General features: G+C 67.4%; 24 protein-coding genes. 21 read left to right on the plus strand and 3 right to left on the minus strand.

The genetic code is table 11. The features are described 5' to 3' along the window. Positions 1-20 precede the first annotated feature (20 nt). From D187_RS01250 to D187_RS01270, 5 genes are all read left to right on the plus strand, one after another. Positions 21-1,712, plus strand: coding sequence for a methyl-accepting chemotaxis protein (locus tag D187_RS01250; RefSeq protein WP_002622095.1), 1,692 nt, complete (start codon positions 21-23; stop codon positions 1,710-1,712). An 11-nt stretch (positions 1,713-1,723) separates the two neighbouring features. Continuing rightward, entirely contained in the window at positions 1,724-2,254 is a 531-nt protein-coding gene (locus D187_RS01255; RefSeq protein WP_155893107.1) for a chemotaxis protein CheW, read from the plus strand. Beyond that, the gene (locus tag D187_RS01260) at positions 2,251-3,159 is read left to right on the plus strand and encodes a CheR family methyltransferase (protein ID WP_002622099.1); all 909 of its coding nucleotides are present in this window, start codon (positions 2,251-2,253) and stop codon (positions 3,157-3,159) included. The genes D187_RS01255 and D187_RS01260 overlap by 4 nt, the downstream gene beginning before the upstream one ends. Positions 3,160-3,212: 53 nt before the next feature. Then, on the plus strand, positions 3,213-4,418 hold the full coding sequence (locus D187_RS01265; protein ID WP_002622101.1) for an NAD(P)/FAD-dependent oxidoreductase: 1,206 nt from the start codon (positions 3,213-3,215) through the stop codon (positions 4,416-4,418). Between the two features lie 185 nt (positions 4,419-4,603). Beyond that, positions 4,604-4,981 (plus strand): hypothetical protein, encoded by a 378-nt coding sequence (locus D187_RS01270; protein ID WP_002622103.1) that lies wholly within the window; start codon positions 4,604-4,606, stop codon positions 4,979-4,981. On the opposite strand, the gene D187_RS01275 is transcribed toward D187_RS01270, so the two are convergent. Continuing rightward, entirely contained in the window at positions 4,972-5,859 is an 888-nt protein-coding gene (locus D187_RS01275; RefSeq protein WP_002622105.1) for a metallophosphoesterase family protein, read from the minus strand. The two genes, D187_RS01270 and D187_RS01275, sit on opposite strands and share 10 nt — an antisense overlap. 145 nt (positions 5,860-6,004) lie before the next feature. On the opposite strand from D187_RS01275, the gene gluQRS reads away from it, so the two are divergent. The 4 genes from gluQRS (at position 6,005) to D187_RS51845 (ending at position 10,363) form a co-directional block, all read left to right on the plus strand. Beyond that, entirely contained in the window at positions 6,005-6,949 is a 945-nt protein-coding gene (gene gluQRS, locus D187_RS01280; protein ID WP_002622108.1) for a tRNA glutamyl-Q(34) synthetase GluQRS, read from the plus strand. A 100-nt stretch (positions 6,950-7,049) separates the two neighbouring features. Then, a complete protein-coding gene (locus tag D187_RS01285; RefSeq protein ID WP_002622110.1) occupies positions 7,050-7,886 on the plus strand; it encodes a GNAT family N-acetyltransferase in 837 nt (278 codons plus the stop codon). A gap of 442 nt (positions 7,887-8,328) precedes the next feature. Beyond that, a complete protein-coding gene (locus D187_RS51840) occupies positions 8,329-9,069 on the plus strand; it encodes a DUF5131 family protein (RefSeq protein WP_076606069.1) in 741 nt (246 codons plus the stop codon). 25 nt (positions 9,070-9,094) lie between these two features. Beyond that, positions 9,095-10,363: a three-Cys-motif partner protein TcmP gene (locus tag D187_RS51845; protein ID WP_020917714.1), complete on the plus strand. Its 1,269-nt coding sequence runs from the start codon at positions 9,095-9,097 to the stop codon at positions 10,361-10,363. A 160-nt stretch (positions 10,364-10,523) separates the two neighbouring features. Here the strand turns inward: D187_RS51845 and D187_RS01290 are convergent, their stop codons facing one another. Next, positions 10,524-11,276: a hypothetical protein gene (locus D187_RS01290; RefSeq protein ID WP_043427709.1), complete on the minus strand. Its 753-nt coding sequence runs from the start codon at positions 11,274-11,276 to the stop codon at positions 10,524-10,526. 214 nt (positions 11,277-11,490) lie between these two features. Between D187_RS01290 and D187_RS01295 the strand changes: the two genes are divergently transcribed. The 6 genes from D187_RS01295 to D187_RS01320 all read left to right on the plus strand — a co-directional run bounded on the left by D187_RS01295 (position 11,491) and on the right by D187_RS01320 (position 16,778). Next, the gene (locus D187_RS01295; protein WP_002622115.1) at positions 11,491-12,531 is read left to right on the plus strand and encodes a nucleoside hydrolase; all 1,041 of its coding nucleotides are present in this window, start codon (positions 11,491-11,493) and stop codon (positions 12,529-12,531) included. 71 nt (positions 12,532-12,602) lie between these two features. Then, positions 12,603-13,898 (plus strand): AHH domain-containing protein, encoded by a 1,296-nt coding sequence (locus D187_RS49275; protein WP_051256163.1) that lies wholly within the window; start codon positions 12,603-12,605, stop codon positions 13,896-13,898. Positions 13,899-13,983: 85 nt separating this feature from the next. Next, positions 13,984-14,481: an imm11 family protein gene (locus D187_RS01305; protein ID WP_002622117.1), complete on the plus strand. Its 498-nt coding sequence runs from the start codon at positions 13,984-13,986 to the stop codon at positions 14,479-14,481. Positions 14,482-14,568: 87 nt separating this feature from the next. After that, positions 14,569-14,904 (plus strand): hypothetical protein, encoded by a 336-nt coding sequence (locus D187_RS01310; RefSeq protein ID WP_002622118.1) that lies wholly within the window; start codon positions 14,569-14,571, stop codon positions 14,902-14,904. Positions 14,905-15,082: 178 nt separating this feature from the next. Beyond that, positions 15,083-15,931 (plus strand): DUF5131 family protein, encoded by an 849-nt coding sequence (locus D187_RS01315; protein ID WP_002622119.1) that lies wholly within the window; start codon positions 15,083-15,085, stop codon positions 15,929-15,931. Positions 15,932-16,253: 322 nt separating this feature from the next. Continuing rightward, positions 16,254-16,778, plus strand: coding sequence for a DUF2267 domain-containing protein (locus D187_RS01320; RefSeq protein ID WP_002622120.1), 525 nt, complete (start codon positions 16,254-16,256; stop codon positions 16,776-16,778). A 33-nt stretch (positions 16,779-16,811) separates the two neighbouring features. Here D187_RS01320 and D187_RS01325 read toward each other — a convergent pair whose 3' ends face one another. Continuing rightward, positions 16,812-17,333, minus strand: a complete 522-nt coding sequence (locus tag D187_RS01325; RefSeq protein ID WP_002622121.1) for a SixA phosphatase family protein — start codon at positions 17,331-17,333, stop codon at positions 16,812-16,814. A 126-nt stretch (positions 17,334-17,459) separates the two neighbouring features. Here D187_RS01325 and D187_RS01330 point away from each other — a divergent pair, with 126 nt between their 5' ends. The 6 genes from D187_RS01330 to D187_RS01355 all read left to right on the plus strand — a co-directional run bounded on the left by D187_RS01330 (position 17,460) and on the right by D187_RS01355 (position 25,273). Continuing rightward, positions 17,460-18,083: a MiaE family protein gene (locus D187_RS01330; RefSeq protein WP_002622122.1), complete on the plus strand. Its 624-nt coding sequence runs from the start codon at positions 17,460-17,462 to the stop codon at positions 18,081-18,083. A gap of 317 nt (positions 18,084-18,400) precedes the next feature. Then, the gene (locus D187_RS01335; RefSeq protein WP_043427713.1) at positions 18,401-20,008 is read left to right on the plus strand and encodes a glycoside hydrolase family 44 protein; all 1,608 of its coding nucleotides are present in this window, start codon (positions 18,401-18,403) and stop codon (positions 20,006-20,008) included. 47 nt (positions 20,009-20,055) lie between these two features. After that, positions 20,056-21,315 (plus strand): MFS transporter, encoded by a 1,260-nt coding sequence (locus tag D187_RS01340; RefSeq protein WP_245591578.1) that lies wholly within the window; start codon positions 20,056-20,058, stop codon positions 21,313-21,315. Between the two features lie 59 nt (positions 21,316-21,374). Beyond that, positions 21,375-22,055, plus strand: a complete 681-nt coding sequence (locus tag D187_RS01345; protein WP_002622126.1) for a (2Fe-2S)-binding protein — start codon at positions 21,375-21,377, stop codon at positions 22,053-22,055. Positions 22,056-22,073: 18 nt separating this feature from the next. After that, positions 22,074-23,060: an FAD binding domain-containing protein gene (locus D187_RS01350; protein ID WP_002622127.1), complete on the plus strand. Its 987-nt coding sequence runs from the start codon at positions 22,074-22,076 to the stop codon at positions 23,058-23,060. After that, positions 23,057-25,273 carry a xanthine dehydrogenase family protein molybdopterin-binding subunit gene (locus tag D187_RS01355; RefSeq protein ID WP_002622128.1) on the plus strand — a complete coding sequence of 739 codons (2,217 nt, stop codon included), beginning with the start codon at positions 23,057-23,059 and terminating at the stop codon, positions 25,271-25,273. The genes D187_RS01350 and D187_RS01355 overlap by 4 nt, the downstream gene beginning before the upstream one ends. The last annotated feature ends 18 nt before the right edge of the window (positions 25,274-25,291 follow it).

Genomic DNA, 25,291 nt, shown 5'->3' on the forward strand with positions numbered 1-25,291 from the left:
ACCCCGAATCACCCCCATCCATGACCTGGTTCTACAACCTGAAGATCTCCACCAAGCTGCTCCTCTCCTTCATCGGCCTGAGCATGCTCAACGTCGTGCTGGGTCTCTTCGCCACCCAGCAGCTCAGCAAGATGAATGACGCGACGGACGTGGTGACCGACACCTGGATGCCCAGCATCATCTACGTGTCCGCCGCGAACACCGACACCTCGGACTTCCTCATCCTCGAGCAGCAGCACATGATGTCGACCGATCCCGCGCAGATGACCGAGTTCGAGCGGCTCATGCGGCAGGAGCAGGAGGCCATCCAGAGCAGCTTCAAGAAGTACGAGCCACTCATCTCCTCCGAGAAGGAGCGGCTCCTGTACGAGGAGTTCACCCGCCTCTGGAGGGACTACCTGGAGGAACACGACCGCATCATCGAGCTGTCACGCAAGAACCCGACCCTGGACCAGCTCCAGGGCATCAACCAGGGCCGCGCGCAACAGCTCTATCAGGCTTCCTCCGACAAGCTGGATCAGCTGGCGGTGGTCATCCAGGAGTCCTCGCGCAAGGCGTCGATTGACTCGGACAACATCTACGCCGTCGCGCGGGGGTGGATCCTCTCCGTCGTGGGGGCCAGCCTGCTCGTCGGCGTGCTGCTCAGCATCCTCATCGCGCGGATCATCGCCCGGCCGCTCCACGAGGCCCTGCGGGTGGCGGATCGCATCGCCGATGGCGACCTGAGCGTGCGGGTCACCTCGGAGACCCAGGACGAGACGGGCCGGCTGCTCTCCGCCATGCAGCGCATGGTGCTCAAGCTCTCCCAGGTCATCAGCGAGGTGAGAGAGGGCGCCGGCACGCTCGCCTCCGCGTCGGCCCAGGTGTCCTCCTCCTCGCAGAGCCTGTCGCATGGCACCAACGAGCAGGCCACCAGCGTGGAGGAGACGACCGCGAGCCTGGAGCAGATGACGTCCACCATCACCCAGAACCGGGACCACAGCCGGCAGATGGAGCAGATGGCCCTTCAGGGCGCCCGGGACGCGGAGGAAGGCGGCCGGGCCGTGAAGGAGACCGTGGAGGCGATGAACTCCATCGCGGAGAAGATCACCATCATCGAGGAGATCTCCTACCAGACCAACCTGCTGGCGCTCAACGCGGCCATCGAGGCGGCGCGCGCGGGGGCCCATGGCAAGGGCTTCGCGGTGGTGGCCACCGAGGTGCGCAAGCTGGCCGAGCGCAGCCAGACGGCGGCGCGGGAGATTTCGGGGCTGGCCTCCAGCAGCGTGAAGGTGGCGTCGCGCTCGGGGCAGTTGCTCTCGGAGCTGGTGCCCTCCATCCGCAAGACGGCGGACCTGGTGCAGGAGGTGGTGGCCGCCTCGGCCGAACAGGCCACCGGCGTCACCCAGATGAACAAGGCCATGCTGCACGTGGACCAGGTCACGCAACGCAACGCCTCGGCCTCCGAGGAGCTCGCCTCCACCGCCGAGGAGCTGTCCGCCCAGGCGGAGGCGCTGCAGCAGCTCGTGTCCTTCTTCCACCTCGCCACCGAGGGTTCCGAGCGCGGCACGCGTCCCCCGGCCGCCCACCGCCCGCAGACGCACTCGCCCACCGCGGGGTTGAAGGCCGCCACGAGCGGGCTCGGCGCCGGAGCGTCCAAGCCAGCCCCCCGGGCCTCCGCCCCCGCCCACCATCCCGACGAGGATCGGGACTTCAAGCGCTTCCAGGTGTGATGATGAATGACATGAGCGAGGAGAATTCCGCCGCCACGCAGTACCTCAGCTTCATCCTCGCCGGAGAGGAGTACGCGCTCGGCATCCTGCGGGTGAAGGAGATCATCGAGTACGACACCGTCACCCGCGTTCCCGGAGCCCCGGCGTGGGTGCGCGGCGTGTTCAACCTGCGCGGCAGCGTGGTGCCGGTGGTGGACCTGACGGTGAAGCTGGGCCTGCCGCCCATCCAGCTCACGCGCCGCAGTTGCATCGTGGTGGTGGAGGTGCGGCAGGGCAACGAGGACATCGTCCTGGGCCTGCTCGCCGATGCCATCGGCCAGGTCATCGAGCTGGGGCCCGAGGACGTGGCGCCGCCGCCCGCCTTCGGCACGCAGGTGCACGTGGAGTACCTGCTGGGCATGGGCCGCGTTGGCACGGCGCGCAAGTTCATCCTGCTGCTGGACATCGACAAGGTGCTCAGCGGCCAGGAAGTGCTGTCGGCCACGGCGCTGCGGGCCCCGCCCGGGGAGGACACCGAGCGCACCACCGGGAAGGTCGCATGAAGAAGATGCTCCGGGAGGAGCCCGGGGAGTCCGTGCCCCCCGAGCCGCCGCCGCTGTCGGATCGGGAGTTCACCGGCTACCAGCAGTTCGTCTATCGCGAGGCGGGCATCTGGCTGTCGCCCGCGAAGAAGGCGCTGGTGGTGGGGCGGCTGTCGCGCCGGTTGCGCGAGCTGGGCAACCCCTCCTTCGGCACCTACCTGCGGCGGGCGGAGGAGGACAGCGCCGAGCGCGTGCGGCTGTTGGACGCGCTGTGCACGCACGAGACCCACTTCTTCCGCGAGCCCCGGCACTTCGACTTCCTGGCGCGTGACGTGCTGCCGCGCTGGCGTGCCCAGGGGGACACCGGTAGCGGCGAAGGCAAGCGGGTGCGGGTGTGGAGCGCGGGGTGCTCGACGGGCGAGGAGCCCTTCTCCCTGGCCATGGTGCTGCGCCACCACCTGCCGGCCGAGGAGGGATGGGAGATCGACATCCTCGCCACGGATCTCTCCACGCGCATCCTCGAGCAGGCCCGGCAGGCGCGCTGGCCGGTGGAGAAGGCGGTGCAGATTCCCAGGCCCTACCTGCGTGCCTACATGCTGCGCGGCGTGGGTAGCCAGGAGGCGTGGATGAAGGCGGACGCCCACCTGCGCGCGCTGGTGCGCTTCCAGCGGGTGAACCTGAACGACGAGAACGGGATGCTGGGGCGCTTCGATCTGCTCTTCTGCCGCAACGTCCTCATCTACTTCGACCCGGCCTCGAGGGCCCGGGCCGTGGAGCGGCTGCTCAACCATCTCCACCCCCAGGGAATGCTCTTCCTCGGCCACTCCGAGAGCCTGCTGGGCCTGGGCACGCGCGTGCGCGCGCTGATGCCCACCGTCTACGCGCAGCGCGCCCCCCCGGCCGGAGTGTCCGCCGCGCGAGGGTGAGACGGGATCCCTCCCTTCCGAGCGGAGCCGGCGTAGTAAAGAGGGCGTGACACATGCCCGGCCGTGCCTCCGCCCCCCATATCGTCATCGTCGGAGCAGGACCCGCGGGCTCATCGGCCGCCACCTTCCTCGCGCAGCAGGGCGCCCGGGTGACGCTGCTGGAGCGCGGCCATTTTCCCCGCGACAAGACGTGTGGGGATGGCTGCACGCCGCGCACGCTGTGGATGTTGGAGCGCCTGGGGCTCGGCACACTGGCGAGCACCGACGGGACGCCCGTGGACTCGGTGTACGCCGTGTCCCCGGGCGGCGTGGTGTGGGACGCCGCCATTCCGGCCCGCCTCTTCGGCGGCAGGGCCAGCATCATCCCCCGGGAGGTGCTCGACGAGCGGCTCGTGCGCAGGGCCGTCCAGGCGGGGGCCACCCTGCGCGAGGGCGTGCGGGTGGTGGGCCTGGAGCGCGAGGGCGACGTGCCGCGGCTGCGCTGCCTCGGGGGCGAGTCGCTGCTCGCCGACGTGGTGCTCGGATGCGACGGCTCGCCCTCGGTGATCCGCGGCGCGCTCGGGGCCCCGGGCTTCCCCGCGCACGAGTGCGCCTTCGCCATCCGCGTCTATTACGAGAACGTGCGCCTGTCACACCCCCGGGGCCTGGGCTTCTTCTGGGACGAGACGCTGCTGCCCGCCTATGGGTGGATCTTCCCGCTGCCCGGAGGCCGGGCCAACGTGGGCCTGGGCATGCGCGCGGACCAACTCGCCGCGTCCGGCGCGCGGCTGCCCGAGCTGCTCGAGCGCTTCTGCGCGAGCCCCCGCGTGGCGGCGGAGCTCGCCGGGGGCCGGCGCGTGGGGCGGCCCAAGGGACACCACCTGCCCTTCGGCTCCTCGGCCCGGCACACCACCTTCAATCAGGCGCTGCTGCTGGGGGACGCGGCCGGCTTCGTCAACCCGCTCACCGGCGAGGGCATCGAGTTCGCCCTGGAGTCCGGCGCCTTCGCCGCCGAGGCGGTGGCCGAGGCCGTGCACGCGGGAGACCTGTCGGCCCGGGGGCTCGGCGGCTACGCGCGGCGCTGGCGCACGCGCTTCCGCACCGCGTTCCGGCTCAACCGCCGACTCATGTGGGCCTTCGAGCGGCCACGGCTGTTGGATCGCGTCTTCCGCACGGCGTGCCGCGACGAGCGCACCCGCGACGAACTCATCGACGTGCTCAGCGGCGAGGCCACCCGGCTCTCGTGGCGCTTCATCGCGTCGGTGGCACTCGGACGTTGAGGCCCGGGACGCACTGTGAGTCCTTCCCCCGAGCGCCGCTACACCGCGCACCGCGTTACTGACGAGTGGTTGACGTGTGGAGGACGCGCGGGAGAACTCACCGCGAGAAGCGCTCCCCGCCCCCTTGCACCCCCTGGGAGCTGGGCACATCCTCGATCGCGATCGGCCACGACAGGAGGTGGGGAATGCTTTCCATCCATGAGCATGCGAGTCTGGAAGAGGCGAGCGTCGAGCTGTTGGAGTTCGCCCTGGATCCATCCAACTGGACGGCGGCCCTGGCAACTGGGGCGACGGTGGTGCCCGCGCAGGACGTGCAGAACCAGCGGCGCGTCGGGCCGCTGCGCGTCTACGCCGTCATCGAGGTGACGCCCTCACTGGAGGTCTTCCTGCGCGTCGCCTTCCGCGCGCCGGGCCTCACGCCGGTGAAGGCCGCGGACCACCTGGAGTCCTTCCTCAAGCGGCGCCTGCCGCTCACGCCCAACACCGAGTGGCAGGTGGAGGTGGACGAGCGCCGGTGGATCCACTTCGTGCGGCGCTACGCCTCGCCTCGTCTTCAGGCGTGAGCCTCGGCGGCAGCGGGCGTGTGCGGCCCTCCGGGGACGTGCTGGCGCCCGCCCACCACCAGGCCCTCCTTCACCTCGATGATCCAATAGCCCTCGCGCCCAGCCTGGGTGGACGAGCCCGCGCAGAAGACATGCGGCCGCTCGGCCGTGGCCGGCAGGTGGTAGCGGTGATGGATGTGGCCGTGCAGCACCGCGAAGCGCGGGCCCCGCAGCAGACGGATGAGCGCCTTCGCGTCCCGCAGCCGATGCAGGGGATGATCCGCCCCGCCTCCAGGCGTGAAGGGCGCGTGGTGCACCACCACCAGCAGGGCCCGGCCCTCCAGCCGGGGATCCGCCACCACCGCCGCGAGCCCCTCCAATTGCTCCGCGCCAATGAAGCCGGAGGCGATGCCAGGAACCACCGGGACCCGAGCGGACAGCAGACCCACCACCGCGGCATCCCGCCCCACCAGGCGCACGAAGGGGAAGGCCCCCTCGCGTTGGTGCTCGGGCAGATCGCTGTGCAAGAGCTGGCCGAAGTGCCGCGCGAAGCGGCCCGAGCGGTGGCTGCCCGGCGTGAAGACATCGTGGTTGCCGGGGATGATGGTGCACCGGCCCGGGTCCTCGGCCAGCTCGCCCAGGGCCTGACGGGCGAGCACGAACTCGGGCTCCAGCGCGTACTGGGTGACGTCACCGGAGAGGATGAAGTGATCCACGCCCCAGCGCCGCGCGTCCTGCGCGATGGTGGCGAGCGTCGCGGGCGCCCGCGCGTAGGCCTTGCGGCGCCCTCCCACGGTCTGCTCGAACATGGCGAGCCACCGCCTCCAGCCCAGGGGGCGCATGGGCAGCGACGGGTAGTCCGCCGTCATGTGGACATCGGAGCAGTGAAGAAAGCGCATCGGGTTCCATCCAGGGCACACCGGGTGGCACGGGCACGCATGCTCGCCCGCCTGAAGACGCATGCTCCCCCATCCGAGGGGCACGGCGGGTGAAAACTGCGCACGCCTCCCGGGGAGGCCAAGCTAGTCTGGCCGCCACCACGTCATGAGCCTTCGCGGACGCTTCGCGCCCAGCCCCACCGGACGCATCCACCTCGGCAATGCCCGCAGCGCGCTGCTCGGCTGGCTCCAGGCCCGCGCGGCGGGAGGCCGCTTCCTCTTGCGCATCGAGGACCTGGACCGGGCGCGCTGCCGGCCCGCCTTCCTGGACGACCTGTATCGGGATCTGACGTGGCTGGGCCTGGACTGGGACGAGCCGCCCCTGGTGCAGAGCGAGCGCGGGGAGATGTACCAGGCGGCCCTGGAGACGCTGGAACGGGCGGGCCGGGTCTACCCGTGCTTCTGCACGCGCGCGGAGATCGCCCGCGCGGCGAGCGCCCCCCATGGCCTGGGAGAGGAGGGGCCCCGCTATCCGGGCACGTGCGCGGCCCTGACGCCCGAGGCCCGCGCGGCCCGGGCCGCCACGCGACCTCCAGCATGGCGCTTCCAGGCCGTCCCCGGGGAGTGGTGCTTCGAGGACGGACTGCACGGCCGCTCCTGCCAGGACGTGGCCGCGGCGGTGGGGGACTTCGTGGTGCGCCGCAATGACGGCGTGGCGAGCTACCAGCTCGCCGTGGTGGTGGACGACGCGGCCAGCGGCATCACCGACGTGCTGCGCGGCGATGATCTGCTGTCCTCCACGCCCCGGCAGCTCCAGCTCTACGACGCACTGGGGGAGACACCTCCCCGCTTCTGGCACGTGCCCCTGGTGCTGGGCGAGGACGGCAAGCGGCTGGCCAAGCGGGAAGGCGCCTTCGCGGTGGCCGAGCTGCGCGAGCGCGGCATCGCCGTCGAGCGGGTCCTGGGGCTGCTCGCGGCCTGGAGCGGACTGGGAGATGGCTCGCCAGTGACGCGCGAGGAGCTCATCCACCGCTTCCGCCCCGAGTCGCTGCCCCGGAGCCCGGTGGTGGCGCACGAAACGCTCTTGAAGGAGGCCCTGGGGTTGGGCTGAAAAATTCCACCTGCTACACTCCGCGCGGGATCCCGTGAAGCGGGAGGCTCTTGAAAACCCGGGCGGGGCGCTATGGTGTAGCACCTCGCACGCACGCCACATGTCCGTCACCGTTCAACAGCTAGCTGCCCGGGACGCCGAAGCGCTGCGGGCGCTGCTCGCCCGGGATCCGGCCCACAACCTCTACCTGCTGGGACTGCTGGAGGAGTTCGGCCTCACCTCGCCCGAGGGGCAGGGCGGCTTCTCCTATTGGGGGCGCTTCGATGGGCAGACGCTCACCGCGGCCGTGTTCGTGGGCGGCGCGGGAGGGCTGCTGGTGCCCTCGGCGAGTGACGGCACGGCCACGGGGATGATCGCGGACGCGCTGGCCGATCGCGTGCGGCTCCGGGGGGCGGTGGGAGAGAAACCCGCGGTGGACGCGCTGGTGCGCAGCCTGTGCGTGGGCCGGCCGAAGCTGTCGCGCACCTACCGGCTCTTCTCCGTCTCGGCGGATGACCTGGGCCCCTTCACCAACCCGCTCTTGAGGCCGGCGCGCGAGGAGGATCTCCCGCGCCTGTTGCCGCTGGCGGCGGGGGCCATCCAGGAGCTGCACGATCGGGACGCGCTCGCGGAGGATCCCCACTTCGAGGCGCGGGTGGCACAGCGCGTGCGGGCGCGGCGCACCTACGTGCTGGAGGAGAACGGCGAGCTGGTGTTCAAGGTGGACATCGGCAGCCGCTCGCAATACGGCGCGGAGTTGGAGAACCTCTACACGCTGCCGGCGCAGCGCAAGAAGGGCCACGCCACGCTGTGCCTGGGGCAGATTTCGCGCTTCCTCCTCTCGTCGCTGCCGCGCCTGACCCTGCGCGTGGAGGAGAAGGACGAGTCCCTGGCGCGCATCGCCCGCCGGGTGGGCTACCTCGCCGGCCGCACCCAGCGCGTGGTGCTGGTGGATTAGCGCGGGGCGAGGGGCACGAGGTGTTCTGACTCACAGGTCAACCGCAGTGGTCACCATACCTCCCCCTTGCCTAGCCATCCCACCTGCTTTCACGAGGAGAGCACTAGGAGCTTGTCGAAGTACCGCCAAAAAAACGACTCCTACATACCAACCGTAGCGGTGCGTTCAAATCGCACTACCCGATATGTAGTGGGTCGTTGAGATATTCCGACAGGCACCTAGGCGTGGGCCGCTTGCTAGGAGGAGGGCTGGCAAGGCTGGAGGTCGTCCTCTCGACCTAGCGGGCACACAAATCCGGAGATTTTGCGTGACTTGGCACACCTATCGAGGTTCGCTCAATCACCATCTCATACCGCTTGACTGAACATCCGAGCAGCTCTACTTTTTCTTATTCCGTTCGTAGCCGCACTAAACGCCAGCGCCACGAGCCAAGGACAGCGCGATGAGTACAAAGTCCTCGATCGAGTGGACGGAGCACACTTGGAACCCGACGGTGGGTTGCACCAAGATCTCGCCGGGTTGTAAGCACTGCTATGCCGAGACGATGGCATACCGTCTTCAGGCCATGGGCGTCCCCGAATACGAAAATGGCTTCAAGCTCCGACTCATCCCCGAGCGACTGGATGAGCCCCTGAAGAGGAAGAAGCCGACCATGTACTTCGTCAATTCGATGAGCGACCTCTTCCATCGAGAGGTACCCTACTCATTTCTTGATCGGGTCTTCGACGTCATAAGCCGGTCGCCGCAGCACATCTTTCAAATCCTGACCAAACGAGCGGAACTCATGGCGCGGTACTTCGAGCAGCGCAACGTGCCTGCCAATGCGTGGCTTGGTGTCTCGGTCGAAGATCGGAAGTATGGTGTTCCGCGTATCGCTGTTCTTCGTAGAATCGATGCAAAGGTCCGATTTTTGTCTGTCGAGCCATTGCTTGGACCCCTAGGCGAACTCCAACTTGACGGTATTCATTGGGTCATTGTCGGAGGAGAGTCAGGTCCCGGAGCAAGGCCAATGGATCCTGCTTGGGCAGAGGATGTCTTGAGACAGTGCCAAGCAATGAGCATTCCCTTCTTCTTCAAACAGTGGGGCGCCTACGGACCTGATGGAATCCGTCGTTCCAAGAAAGAAAATGGTCGTATGCTTGGAGACAAAGAATGGAACGAGTTTCCGGTAGGTAGCTTGTAGTCATTGGCCGATTAGGGGGACGTCCATGTCGAAAAAGGAGTACCACTGGGAGATCGGTCAGCCACCGCCCGAACTCAATGTCCATAGCCTTGCCAAGCACGATGTACTTCGGGCGTATCTCTCCCGATACCTGAACGTCTTAACCAGCAATCCGAAGATTGATCGCTTCCGGTTGACTCTCGTGGACGGTTTCTCCGGTGGAGGCGTTTACCTTCATGAGGTCAATCGGAAGGAAATTAGTGGCTCACCATTGATCTTTCTTGAAGCAACGAGAGAAGCAGCCGCAGAGATCAATGCACGGAAGACAAAGCAATTCACGCTTGACGCTCACTACTTCTTTATAGAGAAGAGCAAGACGACACTTGAATATTTGCGCAAAACGCTCCTGGAGCGCGGTTATGGCGCTCTCTTACAGGATGAGCGAATCAGATTGATGCAAGGGGATTTCGCAGCCAGAGCGAGTGAACTTATCGAGTTCATTCGACAGAAGGGCCGTACTGGAAGAACGATCTTCTTGCTCGATCAGTATGGCTACCTGGACGTACCGTTCCCACTTCTTCGAAAGATCTTCTCGGAACTGCCCTCCGCAGAAGTCATCCTGACCTTCGCCGTGGACGCTTTCGGTGACTTTTTGACCGATAGCCCAGAATCTCGGATAATTCTCTCCAAGATGGGCATTGAGAATCGTTTTGATTTGACTCAGATCGCGCAGGCCAAAGGCGCTAGAGATCGCAGATTCTTCATTCAAGCAGCATTTGGCCCTATCTTTAATGAAGAAAGTGGTGCTCGATTCTACACTCCATTTTTCATCACCTCACGTGAGAGCAATAGAGACTACTGGCTTGTACACCTCTCCATGCACGCCCGCGCTCGCGATGAGATGGCAAAACTGCATTGGGAACTCAAGAACCACTTCCGTCACAACGGTGGCTCAGGCTTGAATATGCTCGGATATGATCCAAAGAAGGATGAATCCTTCACTAGTCAGCCTGACTTCAACTTCGACAAAAGCTCGCGAGAACGAAGCATTCGAAGTCTAAGAGAAGATCTGCCAGAGTTCATGATCCGCCGGACGGACGGAATTGAATTCCAAAAGCTTCTCGAAGAAACATGCAATACGACTCCGGCAAGTAGCGATATTTACCGAGAGGTACTAGGTGAGTTACTCATTGATAAGGATATCTCCGTTACTAGCAAAGAGGGCGGGCAACGAAGGAAGGGCGACAGCATCGAGAAAACAGACATCATCAAAGTTTCTCGACAGGTGTCACTCTTTTTCCGTAAAAAACAATGATTTCAATGCTGGTTACCCGGCCCAGCCAGCAACAACCGATACCTCCAACTCTACCAGTTCGGCTCCTTCCGTCTTGAGGTGCCCGTCGCCCGCCGGGTGGGCTACCTCGCCGGCCGCCCCCAGCGCGTGGTGCTGGTGGATTAGCGCGGGGCGTTCTTCCTCACGGCTCGACCGATTGCGGCGGCCGCGTGGCCTTCTTCTTTCCAACGGGGAAGTAGCACCTGCCCTGATACTCGGCGTGGGACTCTCGAACACAGGGGGGCCGATGTTCGAGCGTCAACCAGCAGCCTCCATTGATTTCCACCTCAACGGGACCACAGGGCGCCGTGGCCTGGTCCGGCCAAGGCTTCTTGGGCATGGGATAGGCGATGGGAGAGCTTCCCTGCCCGGCACTATTCGTCCATTGGTTCAGGGACGTCTGGGCCTCCAGACCCGAGGTATCGCGGAGTCCACGCAGCCAGAAGCCCGCGCCGAGCGAGAGCAGAGCCAGGGCCGTCACTGCCAGACCCCACCCCGGGCTCGAGGTCCTCACGCGTCCGCTCACCGGCTTCAGCTCGCTTTTCCGACCGCTCCTCAGGTGCGTGTCCATGAGCGCATCATCCTCCACCCGCTGAAAGGCAGCGGCGAAGAGCACGAAGAGGTCCGTCAATTTCGTCGTCCGACCACGAGTGGGCGCACGGTGCACCACCAGCTTCACGAAGGGCGGCCTCCGGTGGGTGGAGAGGCTCACCCGCCAGCCCGCTTCGAGCTGCCAGTCCACGCGCTTGTCGGGCCGAAGGAGCAGCACGGGTCGTCCGGTGCGAACATGCCGGGCCTCCTGGAGTCGGCCGAGCCCCGGTCCCAGCTGCTCCCAGCTACGCCCGAACCGCAACTCTCCCAGCCGCCCCCCGTTCTCGTTCTCTTCGTCGGCCACGTGCTCGCCCTCCAGGAGTCCGGACTTCGCCCCCCAGTCAAAATCGATTTGACCTTTCGAGTCAACTGATTGGACGTACCTGTAGGGTTGAGCGTCCTGACGATGGGTGGATGAGAAGAGCAGCCCATGGCGGGCCTTGATCCTGGTAGGCCTCCGCTCGGCGCGCGACCTGTCGCATGAGGACGAGCACCCCGCCCTTCCTGGAGAAACACCGATGACGCCCCCCTCGCCCCTGTTCCGATGGAGTGCCGTATTGCTGTCCCTCTCCCTGGCCGCGTGCCGGCCCTCCGGAGCGCCCGTGGACCGACGCACTCCCGTGGTGATCGACACCGACATGGGATCGGATGACGCCATGGCCATCGCGTTCCTGCTGCGTCGGCCCGACGTGGAGGTGAAGGCCATCACCGTCACCGGCGCGGGGCTGGCGCACTGCGAGCCCGGTGTGCGCAACGCGCTGCGGCTGCTGGCGCTCGCGAACCACCCGGACATTCCCGTGGCCTGTGGCCGCACGACGCCCCTCCAGGGCAGCCATGCCTATCCGGATGACTGGCGCCAACAGGCGGACATCCTCAACGGCGTCCCACTGCCCGAGCCGAGATTCTCCGCCTCCGCGTCGACGGCCGTGCAGGTGCTGACCTCCGCCCTGGAAGGCTCCGAGCGGAAGGTGACGGTGCTCGCGCTGGGCAACCTCACCAACCTGGCGGAGGCCCTCCAGGCGAGGCCCTCCCTCGCCGAGCGCGTGGAGCAGCTCTACGTGATGGGCGGAGCCGTGACGGTGCCCGGCAACGTCGGTGACAGTCCGGGCGTCAATCCTCCCAATCCGTATGCGGAGTGGAACATCTACGTGGACCCCGAGGCGGCGGCGCGAGTGTTCGAGACCGTGCCGGCCATGCTCGTGCCGCTCGACGCGACCAACCACGTGCAGGTGACGGAGGAGTTCCTCCAGCGCTTCGAGAAGGACCGCCAGACAGCGGAGGCCGACTTCGTCTACCGGCTCCTGGCCAGCGATCCGGACTACGTCCGCAGCGGCACGTACTTCTTCTGGGATCCGCTCGCGGCCGCGTCGCTGGCGGTGGAGGGAATCGTCACCTTCGAGCCGAAGAAGGTGCGGGTCGTCGTGGAGGAAGGCGAGAGCAGCGGGCGGACGCAGGAAGCGGAGACCGGGCACACGGTGCGAGCCGGAGTCTCGGCGGACCGCCAGAAGTTCGAGTCGGCCTTCCTGGACACGCTCAATGGAAGGGTCCACGTCCCCTGAAGGTGGGCGGCGGATCGAGAGTTCTGACATCTCTGCCGGCCACCTGACTCCGTGAACAGTTAGAGTGTGGAATGAGCAAGACTTTCTTGTTGCTGCGCCTGGGCATGGCCTTGAGCTTGGTGCTGCTCACATCGTGCATGACGACCCGAGGCTCGGAGGTGAACGAAGCTCACCCGAAGCAGGAACCCATGGCGGTGCGGGTGAGCGAACTGCCCGGAGGCAAACTGAGGCTTGCCTTCAAGCCGGTGGCGCCAGACCTGGCACTGGAGCAAGTACGGCCGCAGGAGGCGCGGGAAGTACTCGCGACCTTCCATGCGTCCTTCCCGAGGGAACAAGGGCGTCGTTTCCGGCTCGTGCGAACCTCGACGGAGCCAGAGCCCGAGGAGTGGGAACGACGGCTGAGAGAGGAGTTCGTGTCCCGCTATGGAGTTCCCGAGGTGCCACTGCCCGGAGCACTAGAGACGAGCCCCGTCTTCATGGCATTGAAATTGTCACCTCCCCATATGGGTGAAGGTGCCCGGGATGCGGCACGGGAACTGTTCCGCTCACCCGTGTTCCTCTCTAGCGTCGCGTTGTCGGTGCTGGTGTATTTCTCCGCCTGGCTGGCACCGGAGCCCTTGTTCACCAAAGCCTTTGTGACGGCGCTGACGCTGAGGCTGGCTTTGCTGGTGGGCGTGCTGGAACTCAACCGATTCGCGAGGGCATGCGCGAGGTTGTACCAGGAGGCCGAGGCGGCGAGATCGGTGGAGGAATTGGAGGTGGTCGCGGAGCGCTTCGGCAAAACGGTGGGAGGAACGGGGCTGCGAGTGCTGATGCTGGCAGCCAGCATGGGAGTGGCCAGGGGATTGCCGGAGGTGCCCCAAGGAGGCATTGGAGCGCTGCTACAGGCGCCACGGCACGCGTTGACCGGGGGAATGACTGTAGAGGGAGCGGCAACGGTGCAGATGGTGGCCGACGGCACCATTGTCGTAACGGGCATAGCAGCGGGCACGGCGACTTCAGCGGCGGGCAAAGCCTGCACGGATGGAACCGAGAGCCAGAATGACTACCACTGGCACCACCTCGCCACGAACAAGAATGAGATTTCATCGCGATATGGCGGCCCATGGACGCCCTTGTTCGAAAAGCTCTTCACAAAGGCTGGGATGAGTCTGGATGCGGCGGAAAACCTCGTCTATCTCAAGGGACATAAAGGCCCCCATCCCGAGGAGTACCATTCGGAAGTCTATCAGCGACTTGAAACAGCACTCAGGAAATGCCAGACCGTTGCACAATGCAAAAGCAATCTGGTGCGAGCACTCCAAAAAGTGGCGGATGAGGTATGCTCTCCCGGAGCCTCGCTCCACCAATGGGTGACGAAGACCTAGGGAGCCGAGAATGAGGCACATGGCCCGGTATTTCGAACTGATGGACGACAGGCGATCCGAGTCACGGTGGCATCTGGGAAGCCCCATGGATGAGCAAGGGAAGGAACTAGACCCCTGGCAATTCAAGGATGGGAAATCGCTCGAACTCGGCTGCGTTCCTCGGTTTCCACTCGATGCGCCAGGGCGTCCTCTGGACTATTGCTGGGCGGCGTTTTCCATTCCTGTCGTCCATGAACGGGTCGTCCAGCTCTTCGAGCGGCTGGATGTCCAAGAAGTGCAGTTCCTTCCCGTGCGCGTCGAGGGCCATGATTCACCCTACTTCATCCTCAACGCGCTTCGCTTCATCCGGTGTATCGACGACGCCCGGTGCAGACGGGTGGCGTACTGGACGCCCGAGGATGAACAGCCAGAAAAAGTGGGGGAGTACCGTGTTGTTTCGGGCCTGCGCATCGACCCCGGAAAAGTAGGAGGGGCCCACATCTTCCGGCCCTGGGGCTGGCCGGTCGCCCTCATCGTCTCCGGAGATCTCAAGCAGGCCATGGAGGCGGAGGGCATCACCGGCACACGGTTCGTCGAGGTGTGACGCTTGTCCGCCTCGGGCGCACACCAGGGCGAACAGGGCTCATTCACCTGCTCGCCCCTCCCCAGCGGAACGCGAGGAGATGACCACGTGCAGGTGACGGAGGAGTTCCTCCAGCGCTTCGAGAAGGACCGCCAGACAGCGGAGGCCGACTTCGTCTACCGGCTCCTGGCCAGCGATCCGGACTACGTCCGCAGCGGCACGTACTTCTTCTGGGATCCGCTCGCGGCCGCGTCGCTGGCGGTGGAGGGAATCGTCACCTTCGAGCCGAAGAAGGTGCGGGTCGTCGTGGAGGAAGGCGAGAGCAGCGGGCGGACGCAGGAAGCGGAGACCGGGCACACGGTGTCAGCCGGAGTCTCGGCGGACCGCCAGAAGTTCGAGTCGGCCTTCCTGGACACGCTCAATGGAAGGGTCCACGTCCCCTGAAGGTGGGCGGTGGGACTTACCGTCCAGCGGTCGAGATCCCTGATACCTATACTGGACTACGTTGCGGCCGGTGAGCATGCCCGCCAGGCAGGCTCGCCTCCATTTGGTGGAGGCCGCGAAGGCGGGGCGCTACTGCAGCGTCAGTGCGGCATGACATGCTGGCGAGCCAGGTGAGGACGTGAGCGACCATTCCAAGATCGAGTGGACGGATGCGACGTGGAACCCGGTGAGGGGCTGCACGAAGATCAGTCCGGGCTGCAAACACTGTTACGCGGAGACGTTCGCCGAGCGTTTCCGAGGAGTGCCCGGGCACCCCTATGAGCAGGGCTTCGACTTGCGGTTGGTGCCCGAAAAACTAGCGGAGCCCCTTCGCTGGAGGTCCCCGAAGTGCATCTTTGTCAATTCGATGAGCGACCTCTTCCACGCGGACGTTCCTGTTGACTACATCGTCGCGGTGGCGCGAGTGATGGCGCTGGCGAACTGGCACACCTACCAGGTGCTGACGAAGCGCTCAGAACGGATGAGGGAACTCCTGAGGGGCGAATTGGCGTTCGCTGCCCAGTTGCCACATATCTGGTGGGGCGTCAGCGTAGAGGATCGCCGCTACGGGGTACCGCGCATCGAGCACTTGCGTGAAGCACCTGCTCGGGTCCGGTTCCTCTCGGTAGAGCCACTGCTCGATGACCTGGGCCGGGTGGACCTGTCCGGCATCCACTGGGTCATCGTGGGTGGGGAAAGCGGCGCAGGGGCGAGGCCTCTGCACAGGGAGTGGGTCGCATCCCTCCGGGATCAATGCGCCGAGGCGGGCGTGGCGTTCTTTTTCAAGCAGTGGGGCGGCGTGCGCAAGAGCAAGACGGGCCGTCTACTCGATGGACTGACTCATGATGAGCTTCCGCATCGAGTCGTCATACCGAACCCACTCGAAGCACAGCGGCAACATGCACTGGCGCAGGCAGAGGCTCTTTCACAGGCGTGGCAGGCACGACTCAAAAGCCACCAAGCGGGTGCTCGAACCGCCGAGGCATGACGCTTCATGTAGTGGCTGAATAGCATCGCAGGCGTGTCTGCCCTGGGCGGACGTCCAGGCGAACGCGGGCTGCATCCACCCGCTCGCCCGCTCCAACGGAGTGCGGGAATGCACCCGCCCCCACACACTTGCTCCAGTGCTGGCTCATCGGGAGCACAGCGAAACAGCCGACATCCCCACCCAAAGGAGATGACCCGGAGCGCGCCTGGAGGTCGGCCCGCACAGGAACCAGGGTGGGCCTCCCGTCGCGCCACCCCCGCTGTCCTCCAGACCAACGCATGGTCAAGGTCGAAGGGAACCCTTCAACTCGAGGGAGGCGCATATGGCGGACACCAATCAGGGTGAGATGGACATCAACCCACAATCGCAGCGCACGGAGGAGCCAGATGCAACACGGCGCGCCTCGGGAGTCGACCTACAAGCCCGGCGCGAGCAGCGCCGAGAAACCAGGCGCAACCAGACCTACAAGGCCTTCCTGCGCAACCTCATGGCCATCGGCTCGATGAACGAGCAAGACGCGGAGCGTGCCGCGATCTCGGTGCTCTGCGTCCTGGAACAGCGGCTCTTCGGCGGGGAGCCGGCCCACCTGGAAGCCCAGCTCCCCGGCAAGCTTCAGGATCTGCTGATCCGCTGCGAGCGGCACACGGGCAAGCCCGCGAGCAAGTTCGGCAAGGAGGACTTCATCCAGATGGTGGCGCAGGACCTGGAAGTGGAACCCCTCTTGGCGGAGCGGAGGATCCGCGCCGTCTTCACCGCCTTGAGGGATCAGGTCTCCGAGGGGGAGATCGACGACGTCATCGGCCAGCTGCCCTCCGACCTGCGCGAGCTGTGGCACCTCACCATCTGACGTGCGTCGAGGCCCGGTCTCCCCCGCGCGCGGTCAATCCTGTCCCTCCGAGGAGCGACCGCGTGAGGGGGCGTCGGGCTTGAAGAGGGAGCGGCCCGGGGTCGCCATCCACGCCAGCGAGAAGTGCTTGCCCTGGGGGTGGAGCGCCAGCACGGCCCCCTTGCGCAGCTTGCCGGGCAGTTCCTCCTGCTCCAGGGCGCGCGCGCCCGCGACGGCGAGCGAGGGATTGTGCCCCACGAGCATCCAGCCCGGGCCCAGCTCGCGAGCCATGTGGAGGATGCGCTTGGGCGCCTGGGGACGGGGCCGCAGCTCGGGGAGGAGTTCCACGTGCGCGAGCCCGAAGGCCTCGGCGAGGATCTCCGCGGTCTGGATGGCGCGCACCAGGGGACTCGTGGCGATGCCCACCATGGGCGTGAGGCGTGCGAGCTTGCGTGCGTGGGCACGGAAGGTGGCCCTGCCCTCGAGCGTCAGGGGACGGCTCTCGTCACCCAGGCGGTGGTCACCCTCGGCCTCGGCGTGGCGGACGAACATCAGGGGCATCTGGTGGGAAGACATGGCGGGAGTGTCCCTAAAGCCCCGGGGCCCAAGGGACAAGCAACGTTCCCGCGTCAGGACTCCCGGCGGCGCGACACGTTCGTGACGGTGGAACCCCGCGTCCGGCGGGCGGTAGAGTCCGCGCCCATGTCCCGTCCCACGCCTGACCGCCGTCCCCTCTCGGGTGAGGGCCCCGTCATCCTCCGGGCGCCCAGTGATCCACGCTGGCTGCCCCTCGCGCTCGAGCGCTTCGACGAGGTGCTGGTGGACCATGCCCACTGCGAGAAGAAGGCCGCGGCCAACGCCCTCTCGATGATCCAGGTGTACCCGGACCTGCCGGGCCTGCCCGCGCAGATGGCGCGGCTGGCGCGCGAGGAGAGCGCGCACCTGGCCCGGGTGCTGGAGCTGATGGCCGCCCGCGGCCTGACCTTGAACCGGGACGCGGGAGACCCCTACGCCCAGGGCCTGCAGAAGGCCGTGCGCACCTCGCACGAGGGCCGCAAGGTGGACCGGCTGCTCGTGGCCGCCGTCATCGAGGCCCGCTCCTGCGAGCGCCTGTCGCTGCTCGCCGAGGGACTGGAGGAGGACTCGCTGCGCCGCTTCTACGCGGAGCTCGCCCAGTCCGAGGATGGCCACCAGTCGCTCTTCTACCGGCTGGCCGTCACGGCGGCGGGCGGCGACGAGACGCCGGTGCGCGCCCGCCTGGAGGAGCTGCTCGTCCTCGAGGCCGAGGTGCTCCAGCGCATCGGGGTGCGCGCCGCCATCCACTGAACGGATGAAACGCCCTCCAGGGCGAGCCCCGCCCCTCCTCGCGGGGCGAGCTCAATGCCTTGCATCCACCATGGCGGGCGCGGCCCGCCCAATCCCAGACATTCCAGCCTCCCCTCGCGACGACCTGAGTCCCCGGGTCCGTGGATTTCCATTCGGATCCAGGTTGCTGTGAAACCCACGCATGTTCAGGTTCGCCCCCCGCTATCAGGCACAGGGGTGGGTCCGCGAGGGCGGGGAGGGGCGAACGAATGCAAGAGCGTCGGCAACGCGGCGGGACCAGAGCGGGAAGCAAGAGGGGCGGTGGGGTCAGCTGGCTCGTGGGACTGCTCGTCGGCATGGCCTCGTCGGCGCTGGCCCAGAATCCAGCCACGACGGTGCACATCGACGTGAGCGCCGGGCGGCATCCCATCAACCCCTTCATCTATGGCGTCGCCCACGCCACCCGGGCGCAGTTGGAGGATCTCAACGCCACCGTCAACCGCTGGGGGGGCAATGCCGCCAGCCGCTACAACTGGCGATTGAACGCCGCCAACCGCGGCGCCGACTACTTCTACGAGAGCCTTGCCTACCCGAGCGCGCAACCGGGTGGCCAGGTGGATGCCTTCATCCAGGGCACCCTGGCGGCGGACGCCGAGCCCCTCATCACCATTCCCATCCTCGGCTGGGTGGCGAACCTGGGGCCGGACCGCTCCAGGATGTGCAGCTATTCCATCGCCAGGTATGGCGCGCAGCAGGGCAGGGATCCGTACTACCCGGACGCCGGCGACGGGGTGCTCGTCTCGGGCAAGGACGTGACCAACGATCCCCGGGACGCCAACGTGGCGGTGGACGCGCGCTTCCAGAAGGGCTGGGTGGAGCACCTGCGCCAGACCTGGGGCACGGCCGCGCGCGGGGGCGTGCGCCACTACATCATGGATAACGAGCCGAGCCTCTGGCACCAGACGCACCGGGACGTGCGGCCCAGGGGTGCCACCATGCGGGAGCTGCGCGACATGTTCCTCGCGCACGCCGCCGCGGTGAAGGACGCGGAGCCGGACGCGCTCATCCTCGGCCCCGAGGAGTGGGGTTGGAGCGGCTACTTCTACAGCGGCCATGACCATCAATACGCGCCCCAGACGGACTACACCCGCTACCCGGACCGGGAGGCCAACGGGGGCTGGGACTACCTGCCCTGGCTGCTCAACCAGCTGCGCGCGCACGAGCGCACCACGGGCCGGCGGCTGCTGGACGTCTTCACCGTCCACTACTACCCCCAGGGCGGCGAGTTCAGCGGCAACACCTCCCAGCGGATGCAGCTGCGGCGCAACCGCTCCACGCGCTCGTTGTGGGATCCGGGCTACGTCGACGAGACGTGGATCAACGACACGGTCATGCTGGTGCCCCGCCTGAAGGATTGGGTGCGCACCTGGTACCCGGGCACGAAGGTGGGCCTCACCGAGTACAACTGGGGCGCGGAGGCGCACATCAATGGCGCCACCACCCAGGCCGACCTGCTCGGCATCTTCGGCCGCGAGGGGCTGGACTACGCCACCCGCTGGGAGACACCGGCGACGTCCACGCCCACCTACAAGGCGATGAAGCTCTACCGCAACTACGACGGGCGCAAGTCCACCTTCGGGGACGTGAGCGTGGCCTGCTCCGTGCCCGAGCCGGACCACCTGTCCGCGTTCGCCGCCCAGCGCACGCGCGATGGCGCCCTCACCGTCATGGTCGTCAACAAAGTGTTGACGGGCTCCACCCCCCTCACCTTGAACCTGTCCGGATTCCACCCGGGAGGGCGTGCCCAGGTCTGGCAGCTCACGGCCGCCAATACCATCACCCTCCTGAGGGATGTACCCGTGGCCGCGGGCGCCGTGCACACCCTCGTGCCTGGCCAGAGTGTCACCCTGTTCATCATTCCCCCGGGACAGGCCCCCCACCGTTGAACGGGCCTGGGTCGGTGACTCAGGGGCGCGTATAGATGGCGCCGCCCATGAGTGCCCCGACCGCGTCCACCTCGCCCGCTCCTCCCCGCCCGCTCCTCCTCGCGCTCGCGTACCTGGCCTTCGTGAGCCTCGGGCTGCCCGACGCCGTGCTCGGCGTCTCCTGGCCCTCCATCCGCGACACCTTCGCGCTGCCCCAGACGGGCATGGGCATCATCCTCGCCACGGGGGCGACGTCCTACTTCCTCTCGGGCCTGCTCGTGGGCCGGCTCATGCGCGCGCTCGGGGTCGGCCTGCTGCTGGTGGTCAGCACCGTGCTCGTCACGCTCGGTATCACCGGCTACGCCACCCTTCCCCTCTTCGCCCTGTTCCTCATGGCCTCCTGTGTCATCGGCTTCGGCTCGGGCGCCATCGACGCCGGGCTCAACACCTACGCCGCCCAGCACTTCGGCGCGCGCCACATGAACTGGCTGCACGCGGCCTACAGCACCGGCGCGGCCCTGGGTCCCGTGCTCACCACGGCGCTGCTCGCGCGCGACGCGGGATGGCGCGCGGGCTATGCCGTCATCGCCGCGCTGCTGGGCACCCTCGCGCTGTCCTTCGTGCTGATGCGCCGGCAATGGGACGGCGCCCCCGGGGCCTCCGCATCCACGGAGTCAGGTGGGGCGGGCGACGTGACGCCCACGGTGGGTGCCCTCGAGGCCCTGCGCCGCGCCCCGGTGTGGTTGCAGATCCTCATCTTCTTCATCTACACCGGCATCGAGGTCACCGCGGGCCAGTGGAGCTACACGCTCCTCACCGAGGAGCGCGGCCTGGGCACGGCGGAGGCGGGCACCTGGGTCAGCGTCTTCTGGGGATGCCTGCTCGCCGGACGCATCTCGCTCGGCTTCGTCATCGAGCGCATCGGCACCGTGCGGCTGCTGCGGCTGAGCACCGCGCTGGCCATCGTGGGCGCGCTCCTCTTCGCCCTTCCCTCGCTGCCTCCCGCGCTCGGGTTGGGCCTGCTGGGATTCTCCATCTCCTCCATTTTTCCAGCCCTCATGTCCGAGACCCCCCGAAGGGTGGGCCAGGACGCGGCCGCTCACGCGGTGGGCTTCCAGGTAAGCGCCGCGACGCTGGGGATCGCCGTCCTGCCGAGCCTCGCGGGCCTGCTCGGGGCGCGCTTCGGTCTCTGGGTCATCGGGTGGCAGATCCTCGGATGCGTGGTGCTGCTGACGGTGCTCCACGAGATCCTTTCCGCCTTGACGGACCGCGACTCCACGGCCACTTCACGCGAAGTGATGACGCGGTCCGTGGCCCAAGAGAAGTAGGGGCGCGCGCGCGTTCTTCGCGTTAGCGTGCGGGCCGTTGTCTTCCGAATGGAGCAGCAATGACGGACCCGAAGAACACCTCTCCGGACGCTTCCACACGTCCGGAGACCCCCACCTCCGAAAGCGCGGAGGGCGCCACCCGCCGGGAGTTCATCGCCACCGCTACCGTGACCGTCGGCGGAGCCCTGTTGTTGGACGGTTGCAGCCATACCCCGTCCACCCCCGACACCCCCACTCCTCCCGGTACCCCGTCCTCGCCCCCGGCCACCGGTGACGTGGAGGTGTCGTTCACCCTCAACGGCCAGCCCCGGACGGTGAAGGTGGACACGCGCACCAGCCTGTTGGACGCGCTGCGTGAGCGCCTGGACATGACCGGGACCAAGAAGGGCTGTGATCACGGCCAGTGTGGCGCGTGCACGGTGCTGGTGAACGGCCGGCGCGAGCTGAGCTGCCTGTCGCTCGCCGTCATGAACCAGGGCGCCGAGGTGCGCACCATCGAGGGCCTCGCCCAGGGTGACAAGCTGCACCCGATGCAGGAGTCCTTCCTCACCTGTGACGCGCTGCAGTGCGGCTACTGCACGCCGGGACAGATCATGAGCGCCGTGGGCCTCATGTCCGAGCCCTGCGGGCCCGCGGACGACGACGTGCGCGAGGCGATGAGCGGCAACATCTGCCGCTGCAGCGCCTACCCCAACATCATCGCCGCCATCCAGCAGGTGCGGCAGCAGCCCAAACAATAGCCTCCAGGTGTCTCGCCCATGAATCCCTTTCAATATGAGCAAGCGCAGGAGCTGAACTCCGGCGCGGAGCGGGTGCTTCGCACCCCCGAGGCCACCTTTCTCGCGGGTGGAACCAACCTGCTGGACTTGATGAAGTTGGGCGTGGAGAAGCCCGCCGTCCTCGTGGACGTGCGCAAGCTGCCGCTCGCCCAGGTGGAGGAGCTGCCCGATGGAGGCCTGCGGCTGGGCGCGCTCGCGCGCAACAGCGACGTGGCCTTCCATCCGCTCGTCAAGGAGCGCTACCCCCTGCTGTCCCAGGCCCTGCTCGCGGGCGCCTCGGCGCAGCTGCGCAACATGGCCACGGTGGGCGGCAACGTCATGCAGCGCACCCGCTGTTCGTACTTCCGCGACACCTCCACCCGCTGCAACAAGCGCGAGCCCGGCACGGGCTGCTCGGCGCTCGAGGGCATCAACCGCGGCCATGCCGTGCTGGGTGTCAGCGAGGCGTGCATCGCCACCCACCCCTCGGACATGGCCGTGGCGCTCGCGGCCCTGGGCGCCACCGTGCGCGTGAAGGGCGAGAAGGGCGAGCGCTCCATCCCCTTCACCGACTTCCACCTCCTGCCCGGCACCACGCCCCAGCGCGAGACGGTGCTCGAGCACGGGGAGCTGATCCTCTCGGTGGACGTGCCCGCGCTGCCCGCCGCGAAGCAGTCGCTCTACATCAAGGTGCGTGACCGTGCCTCGTACGCCTTCGCCCTGGCCTCGGTGGCCGCGGCGTTGGAGGTGAAGAACGGCCGCATCGAGCAGGCCCGGCTCGCGCTCGGGGGCGTGGGCACCAAGCCCTGGCGCGTGCCCGCCGCCGAGGCGAAGCTCGTCGGTCAGGCCCCCTCGCCCGAGGTGTTCCAGGCGGCGGCCGCGGCGGCCGTCGAGGGCGCCCAGCCGCGCGAGCACAACGGTTTCAAGGTCGAACTGGCGCGACGGCTCGTCGTGCGTGCCCTGACGGTGTTGGGAGGTCGTTCATGAACGGCAAGCTGATTGGCAACCCCGTGGACCGGGTGGATGGCAGGCTCAAGGTCACCGGCAAGGCCACCTACGCCGCGGAGAACCACCCGGAAGGCATGGTCTACGCCGCCATCGTGCAGAGCACGGTGCCGCGCGGCAGCGTGCTGCGCATGCAGACGGGCGAGGCGGAGAAGGCCCCGGGCGTGCTCAAGGTGCTCACCCCCCGCAACATGCCCAAGCCCGGAGGACTGGAGCAGTACAGCGCCATCCCCATGCTGCCCAAGCTCGGCATCATGCAGGACAGCGAGGTGCTCTATAACGGCCAGCCCATCGCGCTGGTGGTGGCCGACACGTTCGAGCGCGCCGTGCACGCCGCCTCGCTCGTGCGCGCCACCTACGTGGAGAAGCCCGCCATCCTCGACCTGGAGAAGGCGCGGGCCAACGCGCAGCCCGCCCCGGGTATCTTCGGCGGACCCCCGCCCGGACACACGCGCGGTGACGTGGAGGCCGGGCTCAAGGCCGGCCCCGCGCGCGTGGAGGCCACCTACGTCACCCCCACCGAGACGCACCACCCCATGGAGCCCCACGCCACCGTCGCGGTGTGGACCGACCCCGAGCACCTCACCCTGTACGACGCCAACCAGGGTGTGCACTTCATGCGGCAGTTCCTCTCCATGCTGTTCGCCATGCCGCAGGAGAACATCCACGTGCGCTCGCCCTTCGTGGGTGGAGGCTTCGGGTGCAAGGCGCTGCCCTGGTCCCACGTCGTGCTGAGCATCCTCGCGGCGAAGGAAGTGGGCCGTCCGGTGAAGATCGTCCTCACGCGCCAGCAGATGTCCATGCTGGTGGGCTACCGGCCCACGACGGTGCAGAAGGTGGAGCTGGCGGCCAGCCCCAAGGGCCAGCTCACCGCCCTGCGGCACACGGGCTTCTCGGAGCTGTCCGAGCAGGACTCCTTCGCCGAGACGTTCACCGCCGTGAGCGGCATGCTCTACGCGTGCCCCAACGTGACCACCTCCCAGCAGGTGGTGCGGCTGAGCACGTCCACGCCCACCTTCATGCGCGGCCCGGGCGAGGCCCCCGGCACCTTCGCGCTGGAGAGCGCCCTGGACGAGCTGGCGCACCAGCTGAAGATGGATCCGCTGGAGCTGCGCCGCATCAACCACGCGGACAAGGATCCGGAGCACGGCCGCCCCTGGTCCAGCAAGTCCCTGCTGGAGTGCTACCGCGTGGGCGCCGAGCGCTTCGGCTGGAAGAAGCGGCCGCTCGCGCCGCGCTCCCTGCGCGAGGGCGACAAGCTCATCGGCTGGGGCATGGCCACCGCCACCTTCCCCGCCATGCGCGGCCAGGCCGCCGCCCTGGCGCGCGTGCTGCCGGATGGCACCGCGGTGGTGCAGTGCGGCGGCTCAGACCTGGGCACCGGTGCCTACACCGTGCTCACCCAGGTGGCCGCCGACGCGCTCGGCATGTCCCACCAGAAGGTGCGCATGGAGATGGGCGACAGCCAGCTGCCGCTCGGCCCCCTCGCGGGCGGCTCCATGAGCACCGCCACCGCCTCGCCCGCCGTCCAGGGCGCGGCCGCCTCGGTGCGTGAGCAGCTGGTGAAGCTCGCCGTGGCGGACAAGGCCTCGCCCCTGCACGGCCTGGCGGAGAAGGACGTCCTCACCGAGGACGGACGGCTCTTCTCGCGCAAGGACAAGTCCAAGGGCGAGACGTACGCGCAGCTCCTCACGCGCCAGCAGCTGCCCCACGTGGAGGGCAAGGGCGAAGCGGCTCCCAAGGAGGAGGAGAAGAAGTACAGCAGCCACTCCTTCGGTGCCCACTTCGTCGAGGTGCGCGTGGACGAGGCGCTGGGGACCGTGCGCGTCAGCCGCATCGTCTCCACCATGGCCGCCGGCCGCATCCTCAACGCCAAGACGGCCAGCAGCCAGATCAGCGGCGGCGTCATCTTCGGCCTGGGCATGGCGCTCACCGAGGAGACCCTGCGCGACCCCCGCAACGGGCGGGTGATGACGGCGGACCTGGCCGACTACCACGTCCCCGTGCAGGCCGACGTGCCGAAGATCGACGTGCAGTTCATCGAGGAGGAGGACAAGTTCGTCAATCCCCTGGGCATCAAGGGCATTGGCGAGATCGCCACCACGGGTGTCGCCGCCGCCGTGGCCAACGCCGTCTTCCACGCCACGGGCAAGCGCATCCGCGAGCTGCCCATCACCCTCGACAAGCTGATGTAAGGGGGCCGGGCGGAACGC

Origin of the sequence: Cystobacter fuscus DSM 2262 (assembly GCF_000335475.2) — a bacterium.
Taxonomy (GTDB): Bacteria; Myxococcota; Myxococcia; order Myxococcales; family Myxococcaceae; genus Cystobacter; species Cystobacter fuscus.